Source organism: Aeromonas sp. V90_14, from assembly GCF_029967615.1.
Classification (GTDB): Bacteria; Pseudomonadota; Gammaproteobacteria; order Enterobacterales; family Aeromonadaceae; genus Aeromonas; species Aeromonas hydrophila.
This window is the reverse complement of sequence record NZ_JASCAS010000029.1, coordinates 35623-56646: the sequence shown is the minus strand read 5'-3', so window position 1 is coordinate 56646 and position 21024 is coordinate 35623. Positions and strand designations below refer to the sequence as shown.

Genomic DNA, 21024 nt, shown 5'->3' with positions numbered 1-21024 from the left:
ACACTCGATACGATTTTATGAGGGGCGCATGGTAACCGAACTGCGCCATCAATAAAACCGTGAATTAATCCTGATGTATCGCAGGCATTATATCCTCGCGCTTAGCATCACGCCCCCCAAAGTTGCCTGCCAGCCCGGAATGACTATGCAAACTGAGATCGAGATAAAGTTTTTTGTCTCCCGAGATATTCGACAGCCTTTTTTCAACCTTCTGAATTCACTGGAAATTATATCCAACTCCCAAGCCGAGCTCGGCAATGTCTATTTTGATACGCCAGCGCTGGATTTGCGCCGCCTGGAGATGGGATTGCGGATCCGTCGCAGCGATGATTTCGCCGAACAGACGATTAAATGTCGGGGCCAGGTGGTGGGCGGACTGCATGCCAGACCCGAATACAATGCCCCGGTCGCTGGCGATATGCCCGCGCTTGACGCTTTTCCTGACGAGATTTGGCCGAGTCTTTCCGCTCGCGATGCAATCCAGGGCGCCCTGGTGGCCCAGTTTCGTACCGACTTCCTGCGCCGCCACTGGTTGATCGCCTTTGCGGGGGCCGAGATCGAGCTGGCCTGGGATCAGGGGGAGATCGTCGGCGTACTCGGCAAGAGCCGCATCGACGAGCTGGAGCTTGAGCTCAAATCCGGCGAGGCGAGCGCCCTGTTCGGCTTGGCAGATCAGCTGGCCGGGCTTGGCGGCCTGCGGCTCGGGGCTCAGTCCAAGGCCCAGCGTGGTTATCGGCTGGCGGGGCTCGGCAAGCCGCTGGGGCTGCAAGCCTTGCCAACGCTGACCGAGCTGAGTGCGGCCGAGCGTATTGCCCTCGGCCTGCAGCACTGGCAGCATCACGAGCAGTACTGGCTGGAACAGACGGACGCCGAGGCGCAGGGGTTGGCGTTGCAACAGCTGCGCCTGGGCATGGACCTGATTGCCGAGGCGGCCGGCAGGTTGCCGGCAGCGGACTGGCTTGACGACCTGACCCGGTTCGGGTCGCGGCTGGCCTCGGTCGCCGGACAGGCCGACTGGCAGCAGGCCTTGCCGGCACAGTTCCTTCAGGCCGACTATGTGCGCCTGCAGCTGGCCATCGCCGCCTGGCTGCACCGGCAAGGGTGATGAGCCGCGCGCCGCAGCGCTTGCAATGCAAAAAGGTGAGCCTGGCTCACCTTTTTCTTTCGCTGTCGATAGGGCCAGCGGGGCTGGCATTGTAGGCCTGCACGGCTGATTCAGACCTGGGTGTAGATCAGCCCGGTGCTGCGCACCACGTCTTCCCCCTGGCAGCGCAGTTCCAGTTCGCGGGTGTCGCAGGGCTGGCCGTTGTGCTCGATGCAAAATTCGAAGCGGGTACGGGATTTTACCGGAATGTGCTGAGAGTTGGTGGGGGTGGCCTGCCATTGCCACTGCTGCAACACGGCGATGGCGGCGTCGCTGAACTGCGGGTCGCTGCTGTCCAGTACCCGGATCTGTTCGGCTCGTCCCGCCGGGTTGATCACGTACTCGAGCGAGCTGCAACCGGTCTGCCCGGCCAGGATGGCCTCTTTGGGGTAGCGGGACTCCATCCGGGTGAGCGGGCTCCACTGGGCGTTCACTTCCTTGAGATCGCTTAAGGGGAGGGAGGTCAGATGGACGCTGTGGGTCTGCTGGCTGCAGCCGGTCAATGCGCACAAGGCGCCCAGCAAAAGAGTGGCTTTCATGTTCGCTTCCCTTCGTTATTGGTATTGCTGGCGGGGCGGGGCCCGCCGCTCGGCAGGGCCATTAATAAAATATTCAGCCACGAATGAAAACCCTTTACCGGCAACAGGCCAGAAAAAACCGCCTTTCGGCGGCTTTTTCGGTTTTTTCCGACTCAGTAATAGCCCGCATCGTCCGGGTTGGGCCTGGTCTTGAAGCGGCGGTGCAGCCACATGTACTGCTCCGGCGCCTTGCGCACGGCGGCTTCTATCTCGCGGTTGGCGCGGGTCGCATCGACCAGCTCGTCACCGCTGGGATAGTCGGCGAGCGGCACCCCGATATGCAGGGTGTAACCCTCGCTGGTGCGAATGTTGTAGCAGGGCAGGGTGACGGTATTTTTCACTCGCGCCAGGGTGGCTGTGCCGGTGATGGTGGCTGCCTGCTCGACCGCGAAGTAGGGCACGAACACGCTGGCATGGCTGCCGTAGTCATGATCCGGCGCATACCAGAGCGCATCGCCGTTGCGCAGCGCCTTGATCATCCCCTTCACGTCCATCCGGTCCACCAGGTATTTGTTGGAGGCGCAGCGACCGTGGTACTGGGCATACTCCAGCACCGGATTGGTGTTGGGACGGTAGACACCGACTCCGGGCCGCACCAGGCCGAAGCAGCGGGCGTTGAGCTCCAGCGTGAGGAAATGGCAGGAGAGCAGCAGCATGCCCTGACCCTTCTCCATGGCGGCGATGACGTGCTCTTCCCCTTCTACCTTCATCAGGTTGCGCATCCGCCAATCCGGCCAGAACCAGGCCATGCCGACTTCGAAGATGGCGCAGCCCACGCTCTCGAAATTCTGCTTGAGCAGTTTCTCGCGCTCATCTTTGGTCAGCTCGGGCATCGCCAGTTCCAGATTGCGGCGGGCAATCTTGACGCGGGATTTCAGCAGCTTGCGGGCCAGACTGCCGAGCTGGCGTCCCAGCCACATCTGGCTGCGCCAGGGCAGCAGCACCAGCAGCCAGAGCAGGCTGAGGCCGAACCAGCTGGCCCAGTAGCGGGGATGAAACAGGCGGGGTTCGAGGCGGGGAGCATTGTCGTGGGCCATGAAAAGTCTCTTGTTCGCAATCGCCATGCACCGGGCAAGCCCGGTCGAATAAGGGGAGGCGATAAAGGCACGTGGGGATCCTGAACGGATCGTTTTATTCGCAAGCGGGGATTCTAGCCGAAAAGCGGGGTCGGGGGCGAATGGCTATGTGCTGGTCAGAGGGGCTGATGGTGGTTCACTGGCGTGACGGGAATCGTCACTACCGGTTTCTTTAAATGGAAACCGCAGGTTTGCTTTTTCTCCCTCAAATAAAAGAGTGTGATAAAATCGGCGACTGATTTTTCAGGTTTTGAGAGTCGATACAGATGAAGATCACCCTGCCCGAGTTTGAAAAAGCCCGCGTTCTGGTCGTTGGCGATGTCATGTTGGACCGTTATTGGCATGGCCCCACCGGCCGGATCTCGCCCGAGGCACCGGTGCCCGTGGTCAAGGTTGAACACATTGAGGAGCGCCCGGGTGGCGCCGCCAACGTGGCGCTCAACTCCGCCGCGCTGGGTGCCCACGCCGTGCTGCTGGGTCTGACCGGTCAGGATGAGGCCGCCGATGCCCTGGCTGGCCAGATGGCCGGCGTCAAGGTCGCCTGTGACTTCGTTCGTCTGGCCGACTACCCGACCATCACCAAGCTGCGCGTGCTGTCGCGCAACCAGCAGCTGCTGCGTCTGGACTTTGAAGAGGCCTTCCACGATGTGGACTCCACCCTGCTGATGGGCAAGGTCGAGCAGGCGCTGCCGCACAGCGACGTGATGATCCTCTCCGACTACGGCAAGGGTGCCCTCAACGACGTGCCCGGCATGATCCAGCGCGCCCGCGCAGCTGGCATCCCGGTGCTGGTCGATCCCAAGGGGACCGATTTCGAGAAGTACCGCGGCGCCACCCTGCTGACCCCCAACATGTCCGAGTTCGAGGCCGTGGTGGGCAAGGTGAAGAGCGAAGAGGAGCTGGTTGCCAAGGGGCTGGAGCTGGTCAAGCGCTTCGAGCTGGAGGCCCTGCTGGTCACCCGTTCCGAGAACGGCATGACCCTGATCCGCGAAGGCCAACCCGAGCTGCACCTGCCGGCCCAGGCTCACGAGGTGTATGACGTGACCGGTGCCGGTGATACCGTCATCTCCACCCTGGCCACCTCGCTGGCCGCCGGCAAGAGTCTGGACGAAGCCTGTGCCCTGGCCAACACCGCCGCCGGCATCGTGGTCGGCAAGCTGGGGACCTCCACCGTCAGCCCGGTCGAGCTGGCCAACGCCCTCTACACCGAGCAAGAAACCGGCTTTGGCGTCATGTCCGAAGCCCAGCTCAAGATTGCAGTGCAGGCCGCCCGTCTGCGTGGCGAGAAGGTGGTGATGACCAACGGTTGCTTCGACATCCTGCATGCCGGTCACGTCTCCTACCTGGCCAATGCCGGCAAGCTGGGGGATCGCCTGATCGTGGCGGTCAACACCGACGAGTCGGTGCGTCGCCTCAAGGGGCCGGGTCGTCCGGTCAATCCGACCGAGCGCCGGATGGCCGTGCTGGCCGCGCTGGGTGCCGTGGACTGGGTGGTGCCCTTCTCCGAGGACACCCCGCAGCGGCTGATCGCCGAGGTGCTGCCGGACCTGCTGGTCAAGGGCGGCGACTACAAGCCGGAAGAGATTGCCGGTTACGCCGAGGTGACCGCCAACGGCGGCGAGGTGCGAGTCCTCAACTTCGAGGATGGCTGCTCCACCAGCGACATCATCAAGACCATCCGCGAACGCGGCTAATACTGCTGGCCCCGTTTATCCGGGGCCATCGCCAGCAAGCGACGACTCCCGGATAACAAAAAGGCGACCTGATGGTCGCCTTTTTCATTGCCGATAACGACGATCAGACTTTGGTCTTGGCTTTTGCAGTGGCAGGCATCAGACCCTGGTTTACTTCCACCAGATCCTGAGCTTCCAGCACACCGGCAGCCTGTTTCAGGCTCAGGATATTGAGGATGTAGTTGTAACGGGCTTCGGAGAGCTTCTGCTTGGCCTCGTACAGCTTGCGGGTGGAGTCCAGCACATCGACGATGGTACGGGTACCCACTTCGTAACCCGCTTCGGTCGCCTTCAGGGCGCTGTCGGCGGAGATGACGGACTGGCTGTAGGCGCGTACCGAGCCGATGCTGGCGTTCACGTTGTTGTAGGAGGAACGCACCGTGCTCTGCACCGAGCGGAAGTTCTTCTCCAGCAGTTCGCTGGCCGCCACGTAGTTGTACTGAGCCTGTTTCACTTTGGAGCTAGTGGCGCCACCGCTGTAGAGCGGCAGCTTGAAGGTCAGGCCGATGTTGGCCTGATTGTCATTGCCGCCCGGCATGCTATCAAGCTTGTAATCGGTATTGCTGGTTTGCAGCCCGGCACCCAGATCCAGAGTCGGCTCATGGCCGGTCTTGGCCAGGTCAATCTGCTCCTTGGCGATGTCTTTGCCGATGCGGGCACTGTGCAGTTGCAGGTTCTTGTCCAGCGCCAGCTCCAGCCACTTGTCGGAGCCGAAGGCGGTTTTCTGCGGGCTGAAACGATCGGTGTTGAGCACGTCCAGCTGACGGTGATCGATACCGGTCAGCTCGCGCAGGGTCTCGTAGCTGTTGTCCAGCGAGTTCTCGGCGTTGATCTCGTCCGCCAGCGCCTGGTCACGAGAGGCCTCGGCTTCGTGCACGTCGGTGATGGCGGTCAGACCCACTTCGAAACGCTGCTGGGTCTGTTCCAGCTGACGTTCTACCGCAACCTTGTTGGCGCGCACGAACTCCAGGGTGTCCATCGCCTTGAGCACGTTGAAATAGGCCTGGGCAGTACGCAGCATCAGGCTCTGGATCTCGAGGTTGTAGGCGACATCAGACTGGGTGGCCTGCTTCTCGCTGATATCCAGATTGACCCAGTTACTGCGACGATAGAGGGACTGCGACAGCGTCACTTCACCCTTGGCGTTGTTATTGCTCTGGGTATCGTTCTTGTTTTTCAGATAATTGAGTCCGGCACCCAGATCGATCTGGGGCAGCAGAGGGGCACGGGTTTCGTTGATCTTCTCGAAGGCCTGATCGCGAACGGCTTTGGACTGCAGCAACTGCGGGTCTTTGATCTGGGCTTGCTGGTAGATGTCGAGCAGGTTTTCGGCATGGGCACCGGCACTGACGCCCAGCAACACCATGACGGACAAAAGTGTTCTTTTCATAGATCGATTTAACCTTATGTAGTAACCCAAACTGGTTGCTGGAGAGGGCAAATATTGTCACCGACCAAGCTTGATTGCAGCTTAATCACTCTACTATAAGCAAAATTTTATGATAACTGTCTCTTTTCCAGCGACAGGAACGTCAAGAACGAGGGTGAGTTTTCTCCCCCTCGTGCCTAGCCAAATGTCCTGTGGCTGCTAAAATCCGTCCCTCATCTCCGACGGGAGCGAGTGAATGAATGTTCATTCATGTTCCCGGATTTTATGGCCTAACCGAGCCAAGTCAAGCTGGCGGGAGTCTCGTATGTCGCAGCAAGCCTTGCCCCAAACCCGTCACTACTCTGCCGATGACGTGAAAATTATCGATAAATCAGCAGGATATAACGGGTTCTTCAAAGTGAACGTCTATCGTCTGCAGCACAGGTTATTTGCAGGGGGCTGGAACGAGCCCATCGTCCGCGAGCTGTTCGAGCGCGGCCATGCCGCCGCTCTGTTGCCTTACGACCCGGTGCGTGACCAGATCGTACTGGTGGAGCAGTTCCGTATCGGCGCCATCGAGACCAGCGCCACCCCCTGGCTGCTGGAGCTGGTGGCCGGCATCATAGACCCGGGCGAGGTCGCTGAAGAGGTGGTGCGGCGTGAGGCTGTGGAAGAGGCGGGCATCGAGGTGGGCCGCTGCGAACACGCCATCAGCTATCTGGTGAGCCCGGGCGGCAGCACCGAGCGTATCGAGGTCTACGTGGGCGAGGTGGATGCCAGCAAGGCCGAGGGGATCCACGGTCTGGCGGAAGAGGGGGAAGACATCCGGGTTCACGTGGTGAGCCGCGAGCAGGCCTATGCCTGGCTCAAAGAGGGGCGCATCGACAACGCCGCCTCCGTCATCGCCCTGCAGTGGCTGGCTCTCAATCACGGCGAGCTGCGTGCCCGCTGGCTGGCGGGGCGCTAAGGTGGCGCTCGTTCATACCCAGGCCAAGCGCTATGTGCCTGATTTGATGTCCTTGCAGCGTACTTGTGAGGTCAACTATCCATGTGCTCGGATTGATGGAGCTGAGAAATGTCGTTAGTCCAGAGCCCGATGAAGCGCTATGTGCCTGATTTGATGTCCTTGCAGCGTACCTGCGAGGTCAACTACATGACCCTGATGAAGCTGTTGCCCCCGGGCGGCAGTGTCGGTGCCGAACGCCGCTATCAGGTGGGCAACGGCCTGCAGTTTCAGCTCACGGTGAGCGAGGAGAGTCGCTTCACCAGCCAGGTGATCCTGGCCCAGCACAACCCGGAATTGCCGAGTTATTTGCAGGCCCGGATAGAGATTCGTTTGTACCATGACGTGCGGATGGCGGAAGTGTGTGCGGCGCAACAGATTTCAAGGTTGCAACCACGTTATGATTATCCCAATAAAAATATGCACCAGCGGGATGAAAAGGAGCAGGTAAACCTGTTTCTGGCCGATTGGCTAAAATTTTGTCTCAGACATGGTACCAGCCTGATAAACATCCTCTAGTTGAACTCATAAAAAGAAGCGTGATTTTGGAAACAGAGCTACCCCAGGCGCAGGACGGCAGTGTGCGCCTGTTGCAAATTACCGACACCCACCTCTTCGCGAGTGCCGAGGGGCGGCTATTGGCCGTGCGCACTGCCGAGAGCCTGGCTGCCGTGCTGGAACGGGTGCAGGCCAATGACCATCCGTTCGATCTGATCCTCGCCACCGGGGATCTCTCCCAGGATCACAGTCCGGAGTCCTACCAGCGCTTCGCCTCCATGATGGCGCCGCTGGCGCGTCCCATCTACTGGCTGCCCGGCAACCACGACGACGGCCCCCTGATGACCGAATACCTGCACGCGGCCGGCATCAGCGAGGCCAAGCAGCTGGTAGGCGAGCACTGGCAGGTGATCCTGCTGGATACCCAGGTGCGCGGCAAACCTCACGGGGTGCTGGGGGATCACCAGCTGGCGGCGCTGGATCAGGCACTGCGCCAGCATCCCGAGCGTCATGCCCTGATCGCCCTGCACCATCAGGCGGTGCCGGTGGGTTGCGCCTGGCTGGATCAGCACAACCTCAAGAATGCCGACGACTTGTTTGCCGTGCTGGCCCGCCACCCGCAGCAGAAGACCATACTGTTCGGCCACGTCCACCAGGAGTTTGACGAGGTGCACCGCGGGGTGCGGCTGATCGCCAGCCCCTCCACCTGCATCCAGTTCAAACCGCTCTCTGATGGCTTCGCGCTGGACGAATCCGGCCCGGGCTGGCGCTACCTCACCCTCTACCCGGATGGCCGCATCGCCAGCCAGGTGTGGCGTCTGCCGGTGGGGCAGTTCGTGCCCGACCCCAATGCCACCGGTTATTGAGGAGCCGTGATGAAGCCCGTACTCCTCTACCTGCACGGTTTCAACTCCTCGCCCGGTTCTGCCAAGGCGCAGCAGATGGCAGCCTGGGTGGCCGAGCACAGACCCGATATCGAGGTGGTGATCCCGGCCCAGCCCAACACCCCGGCAGCGGCCTGGGCGGCCATCGAGCAGACAGTTGCCGATCTGCAGAGCCGTTATGGCAACGAGTTCAAGCTGGGCGCCGTGGGCAGCTCCCTCGGCGGCTTTATGGCGACCCGGGTCAGCGAGCGATACGGCTGCCACGCCGCCCTGATCAATCCGGCGGTGCGCCCGCACGAGCTGCTCTGCGACTACCTCGGTCCCCAGACCAACCCCTACACGGGGGAGCAGTATCAACTGCTGCCTGAACACATGGATGAGCTGCGGGCGCTGGCGGTCCCGGTGAGCGCCCCCGAGCGACTCTGGGTACTGCAACAGCAGGAGGACGAGGTGCTCGACTACCGCAAGGCGCTGGACGAATACCGCTTTGCCCGCCTCTCGCTGGAGTGCGGCGGCGACCACGCCTTCGTGGCGTTCGAGCGCTACCCCGCCCAGATCGTCCGCTTCCTCGGGCTCTAGCCATGCAGCCGCCGTTGGCCACCTTTCTGGAACAGGTGCTGGCCACGGCGCAAGCGGGCCTCGCCTACTCCAAAGATCCCTTCGACATCGGCCGCTTCGAGGCGCTGCGAGCGGCCACGGTGTCGCTCATCGCCAGCCAGAGCGAGCTGGCACCGGAATCCATCAGCGACTGGATCGCCCTCGATCGCGGTTATCCCACCCCCAAGCTCGATGTGCGGGCCTTCATTCAGAACGATGCAGGCCATATCCTGCTGGTGCAGGAGCGCAGTGATGGCTGCTGGACCCTGCCGGGGGGCTGGTGCGACATCGGTGACTCGCCGGCGGGGGCCGTGGTGCGCGAAGTGGTGGAGGAGACCGGCCTGGCGTGTCGGGCCGTGCAGCTGCTGGCGCTGTTCGACAAGCTAAAACACCCTCATCCACCCCAGCTGCCCCACGCTCACAAGGCGTTCTTTCTGTGTGAAGTGACCGGCGGCCAGCTGCTCACCGAAACCGATGAAACCAAAGGGGCGGGGTTCTTTCCCATCGACGACTTGCCCCCGCTCTCCCGCCATCGGGTGGTGGAGTCCCAGCTGCGAACTCTCCATGAGCACTTGCTGCAGGGGCGGCAGGATACCCTGTTTGATTGATTGGCTCGGCACCTGGACCCGTCTGCAAGGAGGCAGCATGATCAAGCGCATCGGCAATACCCCCATTCAGGAGCGGCACAAGGCCAGCTGCCACTGCGGCGCCGTGGTGCTGGAGCTGACCCTGCCGGACGGCGTGGTGGATCCGCGTCGCTGCGACTGCTCGCTCTGCCGGCGCCGGGGCGCCATCGTCGCCTCGGTGCCGCTGGCCGGCATCCGCATCCTGCAGGGAGAGGATGTGCTGAGCTGCTACCAGTTCAATACCCGCACCGCCAAACACTACTTCTGCAGCATCTGCGGCATCTACACCCACCATCAGCGCCGCTCCAATCCGGCCCAGTATGGTTACAACCTCGCCTGCCTCGAAGGCGTCAATCCGTTCGAGCTGGGGGAGGTGCCGCTGCTCGATGGCATCAACCATCCGGCGGATCGGCTGGTCTGACCGGCGGGGTCTCATCTGCTCCTGTAGCGCCCTGCGGGGCTGTGATAGTCTTGCCAGACCCGCCGCATGGCGGGTTGTGAGTCCGCATTATCTCGCTTGCCAACAGGGAGCCCGCTTGTGACAACTTCAGCACTGCCGGATCTGATCCTGGGCGCCTCTCTCTACTTTCCGCCCCTGTTCAAGGCGGTTCTGCTCGGCCTGCTGGGCTGGCTGCCCGTGCACCACCTGCTGCGCGACTGGCTCTACGGCGGGGATGTCTGGCATCCCCTGTTGATGGATCTCTCCCTGTTTATCCTCGCCGTCAGCGGCGCCCTATGGATATTGCTACATGGCTAAATCACCCCTCGCGACCCTCAAATACTTCTCTACCCTGCTGGTCTGCGCGCTGGCGCTGGCGGCGGGCTGGTGGCTGTGGAACTACTACATGCAGGGACCCTGGACCCGGGATGGCAAGGTGCGGGCCGAGCTGGTCAGCATCACCCCCGAGGTGTCGGGCAAGATCATCAAGATAGCGGTGAAGGACAACCAGCTGGTCAAGGCGGGGGAGGAGATCTTTACTCTGGATCCCGAGCCCTACCGGATTGCGCTGGACAACGCCCTAGCGGCGCTGGCCAAGGCCAAATCGGATCTCGACAAGGCAGAGCACGAGGCGAGCCGGCGCAGCGGCCTGTCGCGCAGCGTCATCTCCGCCGAGGCGGTGGACGAGGCCCGCCTCAATGCCCAGGCGATGAAGGCGGCCTACCAGGTGGCCCAGGCCAATCTGGAGCAGGCCAGATGGTCGCTGGCCAAGACCCGGGTACATGCCGCGAGCGACGGTTACATCACCAACCTGCAGACCCGGGTCGGCAACTATGCCAGCGCCGGCGTGCCGCTGGTGGCGCTGGTGGACATCCACTCCTTCTACGTGCAGGGCTACTTCGAGGAGACCAAGCTCAGGCACATAGCGCCGGGCAAACCGGCCGAGGTGGTGCTCTACAGCGGGGAGCAGCGGCTGCGCGGCGAAGTGGAGAGCATAGGGCGCGCCATCCACGATCAGAGCGTGGAGGGGGCCGACAACCTGCTGCTGGACGTCAAACCCAATGTGCCCTGGGTGCGGCTGGCTCAGAGGGTGCCGGTGCGGATCAAGCTGCTGGAGGTGCCGCCCGAGCTGACGCTGATTGCAGGCACTACCTGCACCATCACCATAGGGGAGTAAGGTGGCCGCCTCGCTCTGGCGCCAGACCCCCTGGGGCAAGGCCAATGGCGGCCAGTGGCGCTACGCCCTGCGCAACAGCCTAGCGATGTGCCTGTCGCTCTGGCTGGCCTTCGTGCTGGAGCTGGACTCTCCCTACTGGGCGATGACCTCAGCCGCCGTGGTGAGCTTTCCCACCGTGGGCGGGGTCATCAGCAAGAGTCTGGGGCGGGTGGTTGGCAGCCTCATCGGTGCCATGGCGGCAGTGGTGATCACCGGCCTTGGCATCAGCGATCCCTGGCTGTTCAGCTTCCTCATCGCGCTCTGGCTGGCGCTCTGCACCTATATCTCCAACCACCATCAGAACAACGTCTCCTACGCCTTTGCGCTGGCGGGCTACACCGCCGCCATCATCGCCTTCTCCTGCGTCAACGTGACCGACCCGCAGCACATCTTCGACATCGCCCAGGCGCGGGTGAGCGAGGTGATCATCGGCATCCTCTGCGGTGGCCTGTTGATGATGATCCTGCCCAGCACCTCTGATGGTGAGACCCTGCTGCAGTCGCTGCACAAGACCCAGGCCCGTCTGCTGGAGCATGCCCAGCTGCTCTGGCTGGGGGAGGCGAGCCCGGAGGTGCGCACCGCCCACGAGGGGCTGATCGGCCAGATCCTCACCATGAACGTGCTGCGCATCCAGGCGGTCTGGAGCCACCATCGGCTGCGTCGCCACAACCGGCTGCTCAACTTCCTGCTGCACCGCCAGCTGCGGCTCATCAGCCTCATCTCCAGCCAGCGCCGCATGCTGCACAACTGGCCGGCGCAACCGGAGGGGCTGCAGGCGTTGCTGGAGCGGCTACTGGCCGAGCTGGGCCAGCCCGGTTGCGACAAGTACCGCATCGCCCGGCTGCTGGCCCCCTTGGTGCCGACGGCGGCCAGCGATTACCGGCTGCACACCTTCTGGCGGCGGCTGCGCCACTTCTGCTGGAGCTATCTGGAGTGTCAGCGCTGGCTGGATCGGCTGGCCCGCTACGACGATCAGGAGTGGCCGGCACCGCCGCGCCACTCTTCGCTCACCAGCCACACCGATACGCTGGAGGCGGCCCACAACGGCGGGCGCACTTTCCTCTGCGTGCTGCTGGGCTGCGCCTTCTGGATCCACAGCCAGTGGGATGCGGGCAGCTCGGCGCTGACCCTGCTCTCCATCTGCTGCGTGCTCTACTCGGCCACCCCGGCGCCCGCCAAGGGGGCCAACACCATGCTCAAGGCGATCCTGCTGCTGAGCCTCATCTGCTTCGCGGTCAAGTTCGGCCTGATGATCCGCCTCGACGACTTCTGGCTCTTCTGCGCCCTGCTGTTCCCCGTGCTCATCACCATGCAGCTGTTCAAGCAGCAACAGCCCAGGCAGGCGGTGCTGTGGGGCCAGCTCATCGTGCTGCTCGGCTCCTTTCTCGCCATCACCAATCCGCCGAGCTACGACTACCTGCAGTACATCAACGGCAGCCTGGGACAGGCGCTGGGGGTGATGAGCGCCGGACTGGCGTTCCAGCTGCTGCGACCGAGCTCGGATCGGCGCAAGAGCCGCCGCCTCATCCGCTCCCTGCGCCGCCACTTCATGGATCAGCTGGAGCCGGCCCCGCGCCAGAGCGAGAGCAAGTTCGAATCGCTCATCTACCACTGCATCAGCCAGCTCAGCCAGAGCCAGGATCAGACCGCCCGTCTCTGGGTGCTGCGCTGGGGCGTGGTGCTGCTCAACTGCAGCCACATCGTCTGGCAGCTGCGTCAGTGGCGCGGCGAGGATCAGCCCCTCTACCTGGTGCGCGACAACTGCATCCGCTCTCTGCAGGGGATCCTCACCGAGCAGGGGGTGCAGCACGCCTCCCTGGATCGCACCCTGGCCGAGCTGCAGCGGATCAGTGCGGCCCTGGCCAACCACAGGGAGCCGACGGCGCGGGAGCTGGCCGGCATGGTGTGGCGGCTGCACAGCTCGCTCTCCCAGTTGCAGCAGGCGCTGCCGGTGGCGGCCGAGGCGCGCTGAACTGGCCGACGGGGCGACTTACCCCGTCCGGATCAAGCTTTGCCGCCGCCGGGTTTGTCCAATACCCTCCCAACGAGTAAGATTCTCCCCAAACGTCAATTCGCAAGGCCCTCCATGTCTACTCAATACAATGCGGATGCCATTGAGGTCCTCAATGGCCTTGAACCGGTGCGTCGCCGCCCCGGCATGTATACCGACACCACCCGGCCCAATCACCTCGGCCAGGAGGTCATCGACAACAGCGTCGACGAGGCGCTGGCGGGTCACGCCCGTACCCTGGAGGTGACCCTGTATGAAGATCAGTCCCTCGAGGTGATCGACGACGGTCGCGGCATGCCGGTCGACATCCACCCAGAGGAAGGGGTGTGCGGGGTGGAGCTGATCCTCTGCAAGCTGCACGCGGGCGGCAAGTTCTCCAACAAGAACTACCAGTTCTCCGGCGGTCTGCACGGGGTGGGCATCTCGGTGGTGAACGCCCTCTCCGAGCGGGTCGAAGTGACGGTGCGCCGTGACGGCCAGGTCTACGACATCGCCTTCGAGAAGGGCGAAAAGGTGCAGGAGCTGACCATCACCGGCACCTGCGGGCGCCGCAACACCGGCACCCGGGTACGCTTCTGGCCGGAAGCCCACTACTTCGATTCGCCCCGTTTCTCGGTCTCCAAGCTGGAGCACCTGCTCAAGGCCAAGGCGGTGCTCTGCCCGGGTCTGACCATCAAGTTCCTCGACAAGAACACCGGCATCAAGCTGGAGTGGTGCTATGAAGACGGCCTCAAGGATTACCTGGTCGACGCGGTCAAGCAGTTCACCTGCCTGCCGGAGCAGCCCTTCGTCGGCGCCTTCAGCACCGAGCAGTCGGCGGTGGACTGGGCCCTCTGCTGGCTGCCGGAAGGGGGGGAATGCCTCGCCGAATCCTATGTGAACCTGATCCCCACCGCCCAGGGCGGTACTCACGTCAACGGTCTGCGTCAGGGCCTGCTCGACGCCATGCGCGAGTTCTGTGAGTTTCGCAACCTGCTGCCGCGCGGGGTCAAGCTGACCCCGGAAGATATCTGGGATCGCTGCGCCTACATCCTCTCCATCAAGATGCAGGATCCGCAGTTTGCCGGTCAGACCAAGGAGCGGCTCTCCTCCCGTCAGAGTTCTGCCTTCGTCTCCGGCGTGGTGAAGGATGCCTTCAGCCTCTATCTGAACAGCAACACCGAGCTGGCCGAACAGCTGGCCGAGCTCTGTATCTCCAGCGCCCAGCGCCGGATGCGCGCCGCCAAGACGGTGGTGCGCAAGAAGATAACCCAGGGCCCGGCCCTGCCCGGCAAGCTCACCGACTGCGGCTGCGCCGACCCCATGCAGGGGGAGCTGTTCCTGGTGGAGGGTGACTCCGCAGGCGGCAGTGCCAAGCAGGCGCGGGATCGGGAGTTTCAGGCCATCATGCCGCTGCGCGGCAAGATCCTGAACACCTGGGAGGTGGAGGCCGGTCAGGTGCTCGCCTCGCAGGAGGTGCACGACATCTCGGTGGCCATCGGGCTCGACCCGGACTCCGACGATCTCTCCGGCCTGCGCTACGGCAAGGTGTGCATCCTGGCGGATGCGGATTCGGACGGTCTGCACATCGCCACCCTGCTCTGCGCCCTGTTCGTGAAACACTTCCGCGCGCTGGTCAATCAGGGCCACGTCTATGTGGCCATGCCACCCCTCTACCGGATCGATATCGGTAAAGAGGTCTACTACGCCCTCGACGAGGACGAGAAGAACGGCGTGCTGCAGCGGGTCGAAGCCGAGAAGAAGAAGGGCAAGGTGATGGTGACCCGATTCAAGGGGCTGGGTGAGATGAACCCGAAACAGCTGCGGGAAACCACCATGGATCCCAACACCCGCCGTCTGGTGCAGCTCACCATGGGACCAGAGGCTGAAGGGGATGAGACCCTGCAGCTGATGGACATGCTGCTGGCCAAGAAGCGGGCGAGCGATCGCCGCGAGTGGCTGGAAGAGAAGGGCAACCTCGCCATCATCTAAGCCGTCGGCCGGCCCTGTCGGGGCCGGCAAGCATTTAGCCGGAGCCGCCCTGTGGGGGCTCCCGAACCGAAAGAGATAATCACATGAGTGATGCTATCGAGCTCAGTCTGTGGATGAAGTAGAGCGCCAACCGGCTCTATAACCGAAAGAGAACAAATCTATGAGCGATCTAGAGCTCAGTCTGGACGGGGTAGAGCGCCAGCCAATGCGCACCTTTACCGAACAGGCTTACTTGAACTACTCCATGTACGTCATCATGGATCGGGCCCTGCCGCATATCGGCGACGGCCTCAAGCCCGTGCAGCGGCGCATCATCTACGCCATGAGCGAGCTGGGTCTGTCGGCGCTGTCCAAGCACAAGAAGTCCGCCCGTACCGTGGGTGACGTGCTGGGTAAGTACCACCCCCATGGCGACAGCGCCTGTTATGAAGCCATGGTGCTGATGGCCCAGCCCTTCTCCTACCGCTACCCGCTGGTGGACGGTCAGGGCAACTGGGGGGCGCCGGACGATCCCAAATCCTTCGCCGCCATGCGTTATACCGAGGCGCGCCTGTCGCGCTTCTCCGAGCTGCTGCTCTCCGAGCTCGGCCAGGGCACGGTGGAGTGGACGCCGAACTTCGACGGCACCATGAAGGAGCCGGTGGTGCTGCCCGCCCGCCTGCCGCACATCCTGCTCAACGGGGTGACCGGTATAGCGGTAGGCATGGCGACCGATATCCCGCCCCACAACGCGCGGGAAGTGGCCCACGCCTGCGTGGAGCTCTTGGACAACCCCAATGCCGGCCTGGATGCCCTGATGGCCCATGTGCAGGGGCCGGATTACCCGACCAATGCAGAGATCATCACGCCCCGCGATGACATCCGCAAAATCTACGAGACCGGCAAGGGCTCCATCAAGCAGCGAGCAGTGTGGAGCGAAGAAGATGGCGACATCGTCATCACGGCGCTGCCCCATCAGGCCTCCGGCGCCAAGATCATGGAGCAGATTGCCGCCCAGATGGTGGCCAAGAAGCTGCCGATGGTCACCGATCTGCGCGATGAGTCGGACCACGAGAACCCGACCCGTCTGGTGATCGTGCCGCGCTCCAACCGGGTGGATGTAGAGGGGCTGATGGCCCACCTGTTCGCTACCACGGACTTAGAGAAGAACTACCGGGTCAACCTCAACATCCTGGGTCTGGACAACCGGCCCCAGGTGAAAGACCTCAAGACCATCCTCACCGAGTGGTTGAGCTTCCGCCGTGAGACGGTGCGTCGCCGCCTGCAGTATCGCCTCGACAAGGTGCTGGCCCGCCTGCACATCCTCGAAGGCTTGCTCATTGCCTACCTCAATATCGACGAGGTGATCGAGATCATCCGTACCGAGGAGGAGCCGGGCCGGGTGATGATGGAGCGTTTCAACATCAGCGAGACCCAGGCCGAGGCGATCCTCGAGCTGAAACTGCGCCACCTGGCCAAGCTCGAAGAGTTCAAGCTGCGCGCCGAGCAGAATGAACTGGCGGAAGAGCGCGACAAGCTGGAACTGATCCTGGGTTCCGAGCGCCGTCTCAGCACATTGCTGAAGAAAGAGATCCTGGCGGACGCCGAGAAGTACGGCGACGATCGCCGCACCCCGCTGGTGGAGCGCGCCACCGCCGTGGCCCTGACCGAGAAGGAGCTCACCCCGAGTGAGCCGGTTACCGTGATCCTCTCTGACAAGGGGTGGGTACGCGCCGCCAAGGGCCACGACGTCGATGTGGAGGGCCTCTCCTACAAGGCGGGGGACAACTACCTCGCCCATGCTCATGGCCGCAGCAACCAGCAGGCAGTGTTCCTCTCCACTCTGGGGAGAACCTACTCGCTGGAGGCCCACACTCTGCCCTCCGCCCGCAGTCAGGGCGAGCCGCTCACCGGCCGCTTCGCGCTGGGCGCCGGGGAAGAGGTGCGCCATCTGGTGATGGGCAACGAAGGTGAGCCGTATCTGATCTGTTCCGACGCCGGTTACGGCTTCGTCTGCAAATACGACGACCTGATTGGCAAGAACAAGAACGGCAAGGCGCTGCTCACCGTGCCGGAAGGGGGCCTGGTGATGGCACCCCAGAAGATAGGCGCGCCGGACACCGATCTCTGCATGGCCATCTCCAACGAGGGGCGCATGCTGCTGTTCCCGCTCAATACCCTGCCGGTGCTCGGCAAGGGCAAGGGCAACAAGCTCATCAGCATCCCCTCGGCGCGCGTGAAGGCACGAGAGGAGTTTGTGGTGATGGCCGCCGTCATCCCGCAGGGCCAGTCGGTCACCCTGTTTGCCGGCAAGCGCAAGCTCACCCTCAAGCCCTCTGATCTTGACTACTACCGCGGCGAGCGCGGTCGCCGCGGCGCCAAACTGCCCCGCGGTCTGCAGCGCGTCGATCGCATCGAGATTGAACCCGTCGCCGGCGCCGAGCCGGTAGCCGGGGAAGATCAGGAAGGTTGAAAAATAGAAGGGAGCAGAAGCTCCCTTCTATTTGAGGATATGGGTTCGTATTAAATTACGGACTGCCGCACTCAATGATTTTGATATTGTAACCAACTAAAGTTGGTGTTCATATAGCAGGTGTCATATTTTCCATATTTCATTATATGCTTCCGTAGCCATAATATCGGCGTGAGCAAACACGGATGATGGAAGCCATTCTTCTTGCTCTATAAGAAACTGTGGCAATGTATATTGTTCATTAATAAGAAGATCCTTTTTTTCTTTAAATTCTTTTGTGTTTATTCTTCCATTCATTTCTTGGTCTAAAAATATTAAATTTCCTAAGCAGCCAACAGATGATTCAGTCCATTCTCCTATGCCAATGTTTTTTTGTGGACAAAAATGCTCTATGGTCAATTCATCAAAGTCTACAGGATATTTATATGAATAATGCATGGAGAATTTTTCCAGAATATATCTAACAAGATTTTTCTGCTTTGAGTTTGTATTTGTATATCTAATCTCTTTAAATGCAACTTTAAATTCTTCTAACGATGGTCTCTTATCTCGCAGCTTTGATATAAAATCATTTATTATTGTTGCCGCTTCCTGTGAGTCATTTGACTCGAATAATTTTATGGCAAAAGATGAGTACATCGCGGATATGCCACCAGAAGAGCGTGAAGACGTGATAGCTGTAAATATAAAATGGAATTTCTCGATTGCACTTAATGCATCACGTAGTTTTTTGTATTTTATTTTATTGTCTCTGTACGCTCTTACTAGTGCCATCGTAGCTGGTGTTGGTTGAGAAACCTTAAACATTTGTAAAGCGTACAAAGAATTTGATACTTCAGTTTCATTTTTCGTCCATACAAAATTTTGCTCATGAATAGATCGATATATTTTTGCATCAGATACGAGGTCGTCAAGATATGATCTTGCGTTAGCTTTAAGGATTTCTTTTTTTATTTTTTGGAACAACTTCTTAAGTGGGACAGCTTCATATCTTGATGACCAAAAATGGTATATGAAATTATCCATTGAAATATCAGTTGAGGAGTTGTGTATAGTATCTAACATCAATTCCCATTTCAGTTTGGTGTGATCAACATCTCCCTTTGATTTAAGGTTTTTTGAAAAATGGTTCTTTACTAAATCAGTTAATGCTAAGTCTTTACCTCTAGTATTTAACGTTTCAAATATGATGTATGCATCATCTTCAGTATCTAATGTGACAAAAATCAAATTGAGATTTAAGACGGAATTTCTAACGTCCAATAGTTTTTTTATTTTTAATTCTACTTTTAATTCTGGCTTTACAGATGTGTCTATATCGATCGAGTGAAGCATTGAATTGACTAGCTTGTTGAATACATCATGTGCATTCTTTAGCTTGCTTTCCTCTAATCTGGTTTTTGTTTCTAGTTCGGGATCTTCATTGAATTTTTGGATGTGTTCTTGAAAATATGGAAAGGATGTTTCTGTTTTTAGTACATACTCATTCTTATTGCTTCTATCCTTACGTTCGATTAGTTGATGAATGCCTTTTGCCAAATCCTCATATTTTAGCTTTAAAAAACAATCTCTCAACACACAAAGTAATATTGTAATGGTTGTTAGCCTTTGTTGCCCATCAACAACCCCAAAATGTTGTTTTTCTTTTTTGAAAACTACCATGGAACCTATGAAATAGTCTTCGGATTGATTAACAACCACATCATCCCAAAAATCATTGATGTTTTCATCATCCCATGAGTATGGACGCTGAAATCTAGGAATGTGAAAATAAGATCCTACAAGTAAACTTTCAACATCAGTGTCTTTAGATTCAATTTTCATTTTATCTACCAATAAAGTCAGTGTTATGCCGAGTTAAAAATTTTTTTGGTATATTTATACTGAGTATAAGAAAGTCAGATTTTTTAAACTACATATTACCCGAATGGAATAGTCTCTTATTGTGATCCAACCCAGTTTTTCACTATGACATTTTGCTCATATGCAGCGGCTGATAGGGCCGTAGGTTTGATTAGCGCAGCGTAATCAGACATTCACGAAAACCGGCAGTCGCTGCCCTACTGGCAACCCTCCTTTCCTCTTTTCCAATCGTCACTGGGTCAACGATACGACCGATTACGCCTCGCCAATAGTCCCTGCTCGCTAAGATTGAAGAGGAGAGCACAAAGCCAGGAGGCCAATCATGGAGATCGACAAAGCCATCGATCTGATCGAAGCACACGGGGTCTTTCACGGGGATCACTACAGCTTTAACAGCGGCGAGTTCGTGCAGTGGTGCCGGGAGGACAACCATCAGACCCTCAGCCTGGAGCAGGCCAATCACGATCTGGCGCCCTTCTGCATCCGGGTCGGTTTCGCCGAGCCGGTCCGGTCGTGACGTTACTATCTCACCTGAGGGGTGACGCAGAGGGCGGGACAATCCGCTTGATGCGGTGAATCAGTGAAAAAGGAGCCGGCAAGGCTCCTTTCTTGTGATGGGCAGGATGCTGAGCGAAGGCGGGGGAGTAGCCCTAGTTGTCGAAATTCCACTGTATGGGCAGCTCAAGATCGAATATCAGCTGATCCCCGTCGAGACGAAAGGCCACGCTGGTCTGGTGCTGGTCATATTCATCGATCAGCCGGCAGCTCTCGGCGAAGTTGGATTCGTAGCTGAGGCGCGCACCGCCGCCGGTGTTAGCCCCGTCGAGTTCCACCCCCAGTACCCGCAGCGGGTCTTTCTGACTGAGCTTGACCCGACTGTCACCCACATCCACCAGCCGCTCCAGCAGGGGGAAGAAGTCTTGCTTGTGGGCCTCTATCACCCGGGCGATGGCCAGTTCCAGCTCGGCGTGGTTGGTAAGGGGGCCATTCAGGGTGTAGCGGGTCTGTATCCTTTCCTGGGTCATAAACTGTTCCTCTCGGGGGTTGCCGATGGGGGCTTCTCCCGTGGCTGTGACGCGGCGCTCAGGCGGGGATGCGGCCATTGCGCACCAGGGCCCGGCGGATGTTTTTGCACATCTTGCCGAAGCGCTGGATCTCGTCGAAGGAGGGTGGAATGCCGCGATCGATCTGATATTGCCAGTAGCAGAGATCCGTATCCACCAGCTCCATCAGCTTCTTGGGACAGCCGATGCAGGTGTTGTCCGGCCCGCACTTGAAGGTATCCGGTTGATAGAGCGGAAATTCCGCCTTCACGGCGTCGATGATCTGCTGCATGGCGGTCATGCGGTCCGGCTTTCTGCTCACGGCCTGGCTCCCCGGCGGCTTGTATGGGGGAGTCATTATATCCCTGCCAAAAATGGGGCCAATGACGCTTACGGGGTAGTTTTCTGCCAAGGGCGGCGGCCATGGCAAAGGTTTCTGCTGCCAGCGGGATGGCGGATAGCACAACGCCCGGCAAGCCGGGCGTTGTGGGAGGAGAGGCAAGTGCCGTCCTGCAAGGGGG

At 59.9% G+C, this 21024-nt stretch carries 20 protein-coding genes; 14 read left to right on the top strand and 6 right to left on the bottom strand.

Going from position 1 to position 21024, the window contains the following annotated elements; genetic code table 11:
• The first annotated feature begins 145 nt into the window (after positions 1-145).
• Positions 146-1105: a CYTH domain-containing protein gene (locus QLG02_RS11040; RefSeq protein ID WP_282465171.1), complete on the top strand. Its 960-nt coding sequence runs from the start codon at positions 146-148 to the stop codon at positions 1103-1105.
• 110 nt (positions 1106-1215) lie between these two features.
• Here QLG02_RS11040 and QLG02_RS11035 read toward each other — a convergent pair whose 3' ends face one another.
• Both QLG02_RS11035 and lpxL read right to left on the bottom strand, forming a co-directional pair.
• A complete protein-coding gene (locus tag QLG02_RS11035) occupies positions 1216-1683 on the bottom strand; it encodes an energy transducer TonB (protein ID WP_043164539.1) in 468 nt (155 codons plus the stop codon).
• A 152-nt stretch (positions 1684-1835) separates the two neighbouring features.
• On the bottom strand, positions 1836-2759 hold the full coding sequence (gene lpxL, locus QLG02_RS11030) for an LpxL/LpxP family Kdo(2)-lipid IV(A) lauroyl/palmitoleoyl acyltransferase (RefSeq protein ID WP_282465170.1): 924 nt from the start codon (positions 2757-2759) through the stop codon (positions 1836-1838).
• A gap of 305 nt (positions 2760-3064) precedes the next feature.
• Here lpxL and hldE point away from each other — a divergent pair, with 305 nt between their 5' ends.
• Complete coding sequence (gene hldE / locus QLG02_RS11025) at positions 3065-4492, top strand: bifunctional D-glycero-beta-D-manno-heptose-7-phosphate kinase/D-glycero-beta-D-manno-heptose 1-phosphate adenylyltransferase HldE (protein ID WP_024943164.1); 1428 nt, start codon at positions 3065-3067, stop codon at positions 4490-4492.
• Between the two features lie 103 nt (positions 4493-4595).
• Here hldE and tolC read toward each other — a convergent pair whose 3' ends face one another.
• Positions 4596-5921, bottom strand: coding sequence for an outer membrane channel protein TolC (gene tolC / locus QLG02_RS11020; RefSeq protein ID WP_024944694.1), 1326 nt, complete (start codon positions 5919-5921; stop codon positions 4596-4598).
• 304 nt (positions 5922-6225) lie between these two features.
• On the opposite strand from tolC, the gene nudF reads away from it, so the two are divergent.
• The 11 genes from nudF (at position 6226) to parC (ending at position 17597) form a co-directional block, all read left to right on the top strand.
• On the top strand, positions 6226-6867 hold the full coding sequence (gene nudF, locus QLG02_RS11015) for an ADP-ribose diphosphatase (protein ID WP_016352088.1): 642 nt from the start codon (positions 6226-6228) through the stop codon (positions 6865-6867).
• A gap of 108 nt (positions 6868-6975) precedes the next feature.
• The gene (locus QLG02_RS11010; RefSeq protein WP_017409511.1) at positions 6976-7422 is read left to right on the top strand and encodes a DUF1249 domain-containing protein; all 447 of its coding nucleotides are present in this window, start codon (positions 6976-6978) and stop codon (positions 7420-7422) included.
• 26 nt (positions 7423-7448) lie between these two features.
• Positions 7449-8267 (top strand): 3',5'-cyclic-AMP phosphodiesterase, encoded by an 819-nt coding sequence (gene cpdA / locus QLG02_RS11005; protein ID WP_011707475.1) that lies wholly within the window; start codon positions 7449-7451, stop codon positions 8265-8267.
• A gap of 9 nt (positions 8268-8276) precedes the next feature.
• Entirely contained in the window at positions 8277-8864 is a 588-nt protein-coding gene (locus tag QLG02_RS11000) for a YqiA/YcfP family alpha/beta fold hydrolase (RefSeq protein WP_254197419.1), read from the top strand.
• Between the two features lie 2 nt (positions 8865-8866).
• Complete coding sequence (locus QLG02_RS10995; RefSeq protein WP_282465169.1) at positions 8867-9490, top strand: NUDIX hydrolase; 624 nt, start codon at positions 8867-8869, stop codon at positions 9488-9490.
• A gap of 37 nt (positions 9491-9527) precedes the next feature.
• The gene (locus tag QLG02_RS10990) at positions 9528-9929 is read left to right on the top strand and encodes a GFA family protein (protein WP_029302140.1); all 402 of its coding nucleotides are present in this window, start codon (positions 9528-9530) and stop codon (positions 9927-9929) included.
• Positions 9930-9995: 66 nt separating this feature from the next.
• Complete coding sequence (locus tag QLG02_RS10985) at positions 9996-10265, top strand: DUF1656 domain-containing protein (RefSeq protein ID WP_045525566.1); 270 nt, start codon at positions 9996-9998, stop codon at positions 10263-10265.
• On the top strand, positions 10258-11124 hold the full coding sequence (locus QLG02_RS10980) for an HlyD family secretion protein (protein WP_011707470.1): 867 nt from the start codon (positions 10258-10260) through the stop codon (positions 11122-11124). Before QLG02_RS10985 ends, QLG02_RS10980 begins: the two co-directional genes overlap by 8 nt.
• Position 11125: 1 nt before the next feature.
• On the top strand, positions 11126-13135 hold the full coding sequence (locus QLG02_RS10975; protein ID WP_282465168.1) for an FUSC family protein: 2010 nt from the start codon (positions 11126-11128) through the stop codon (positions 13133-13135).
• Positions 13136-13249: 114 nt separating this feature from the next.
• Entirely contained in the window at positions 13250-15145 is a 1896-nt protein-coding gene (gene parE / locus QLG02_RS10970) for a DNA topoisomerase IV subunit B (protein WP_005305312.1), read from the top strand.
• A 160-nt stretch (positions 15146-15305) separates the two neighbouring features.
• The gene (parC, locus tag QLG02_RS10965; RefSeq protein ID WP_282465167.1) at positions 15306-17597 is read left to right on the top strand and encodes a DNA topoisomerase IV subunit A; all 2292 of its coding nucleotides are present in this window, start codon (positions 15306-15308) and stop codon (positions 17595-17597) included.
• 123 nt (positions 17598-17720) lie between these two features.
• Here the strand turns inward: parC and QLG02_RS10960 are convergent, their stop codons facing one another.
• Positions 17721-19421, bottom strand: a complete 1701-nt coding sequence (locus QLG02_RS10960) for a DUF262 domain-containing HNH endonuclease family protein (RefSeq protein WP_282465166.1) — start codon at positions 19419-19421, stop codon at positions 17721-17723.
• Positions 19422-19782: 361 nt separating this feature from the next.
• On the opposite strand from QLG02_RS10960, the gene QLG02_RS10955 reads away from it, so the two are divergent.
• Entirely contained in the window at positions 19783-19977 is a 195-nt protein-coding gene (locus QLG02_RS10955; protein ID WP_282465165.1) for a hypothetical protein, read from the top strand.
• 133 nt (positions 19978-20110) lie between these two features.
• Here the strand turns inward: QLG02_RS10955 and QLG02_RS10950 are convergent, their stop codons facing one another.
• Together QLG02_RS10950 and QLG02_RS10945 are read right to left on the bottom strand one after the other, a co-directional pair.
• Positions 20111-20485, bottom strand: coding sequence for a hypothetical protein (locus tag QLG02_RS10950; RefSeq protein WP_282465164.1), 375 nt, complete (start codon positions 20483-20485; stop codon positions 20111-20113).
• A 58-nt stretch (positions 20486-20543) separates the two neighbouring features.
• On the bottom strand, positions 20544-20795 hold the full coding sequence (locus QLG02_RS10945; protein WP_026080289.1) for a hypothetical protein: 252 nt from the start codon (positions 20793-20795) through the stop codon (positions 20544-20546).
• Between the last annotated feature and the right edge of the window lie 229 nt (positions 20796-21024).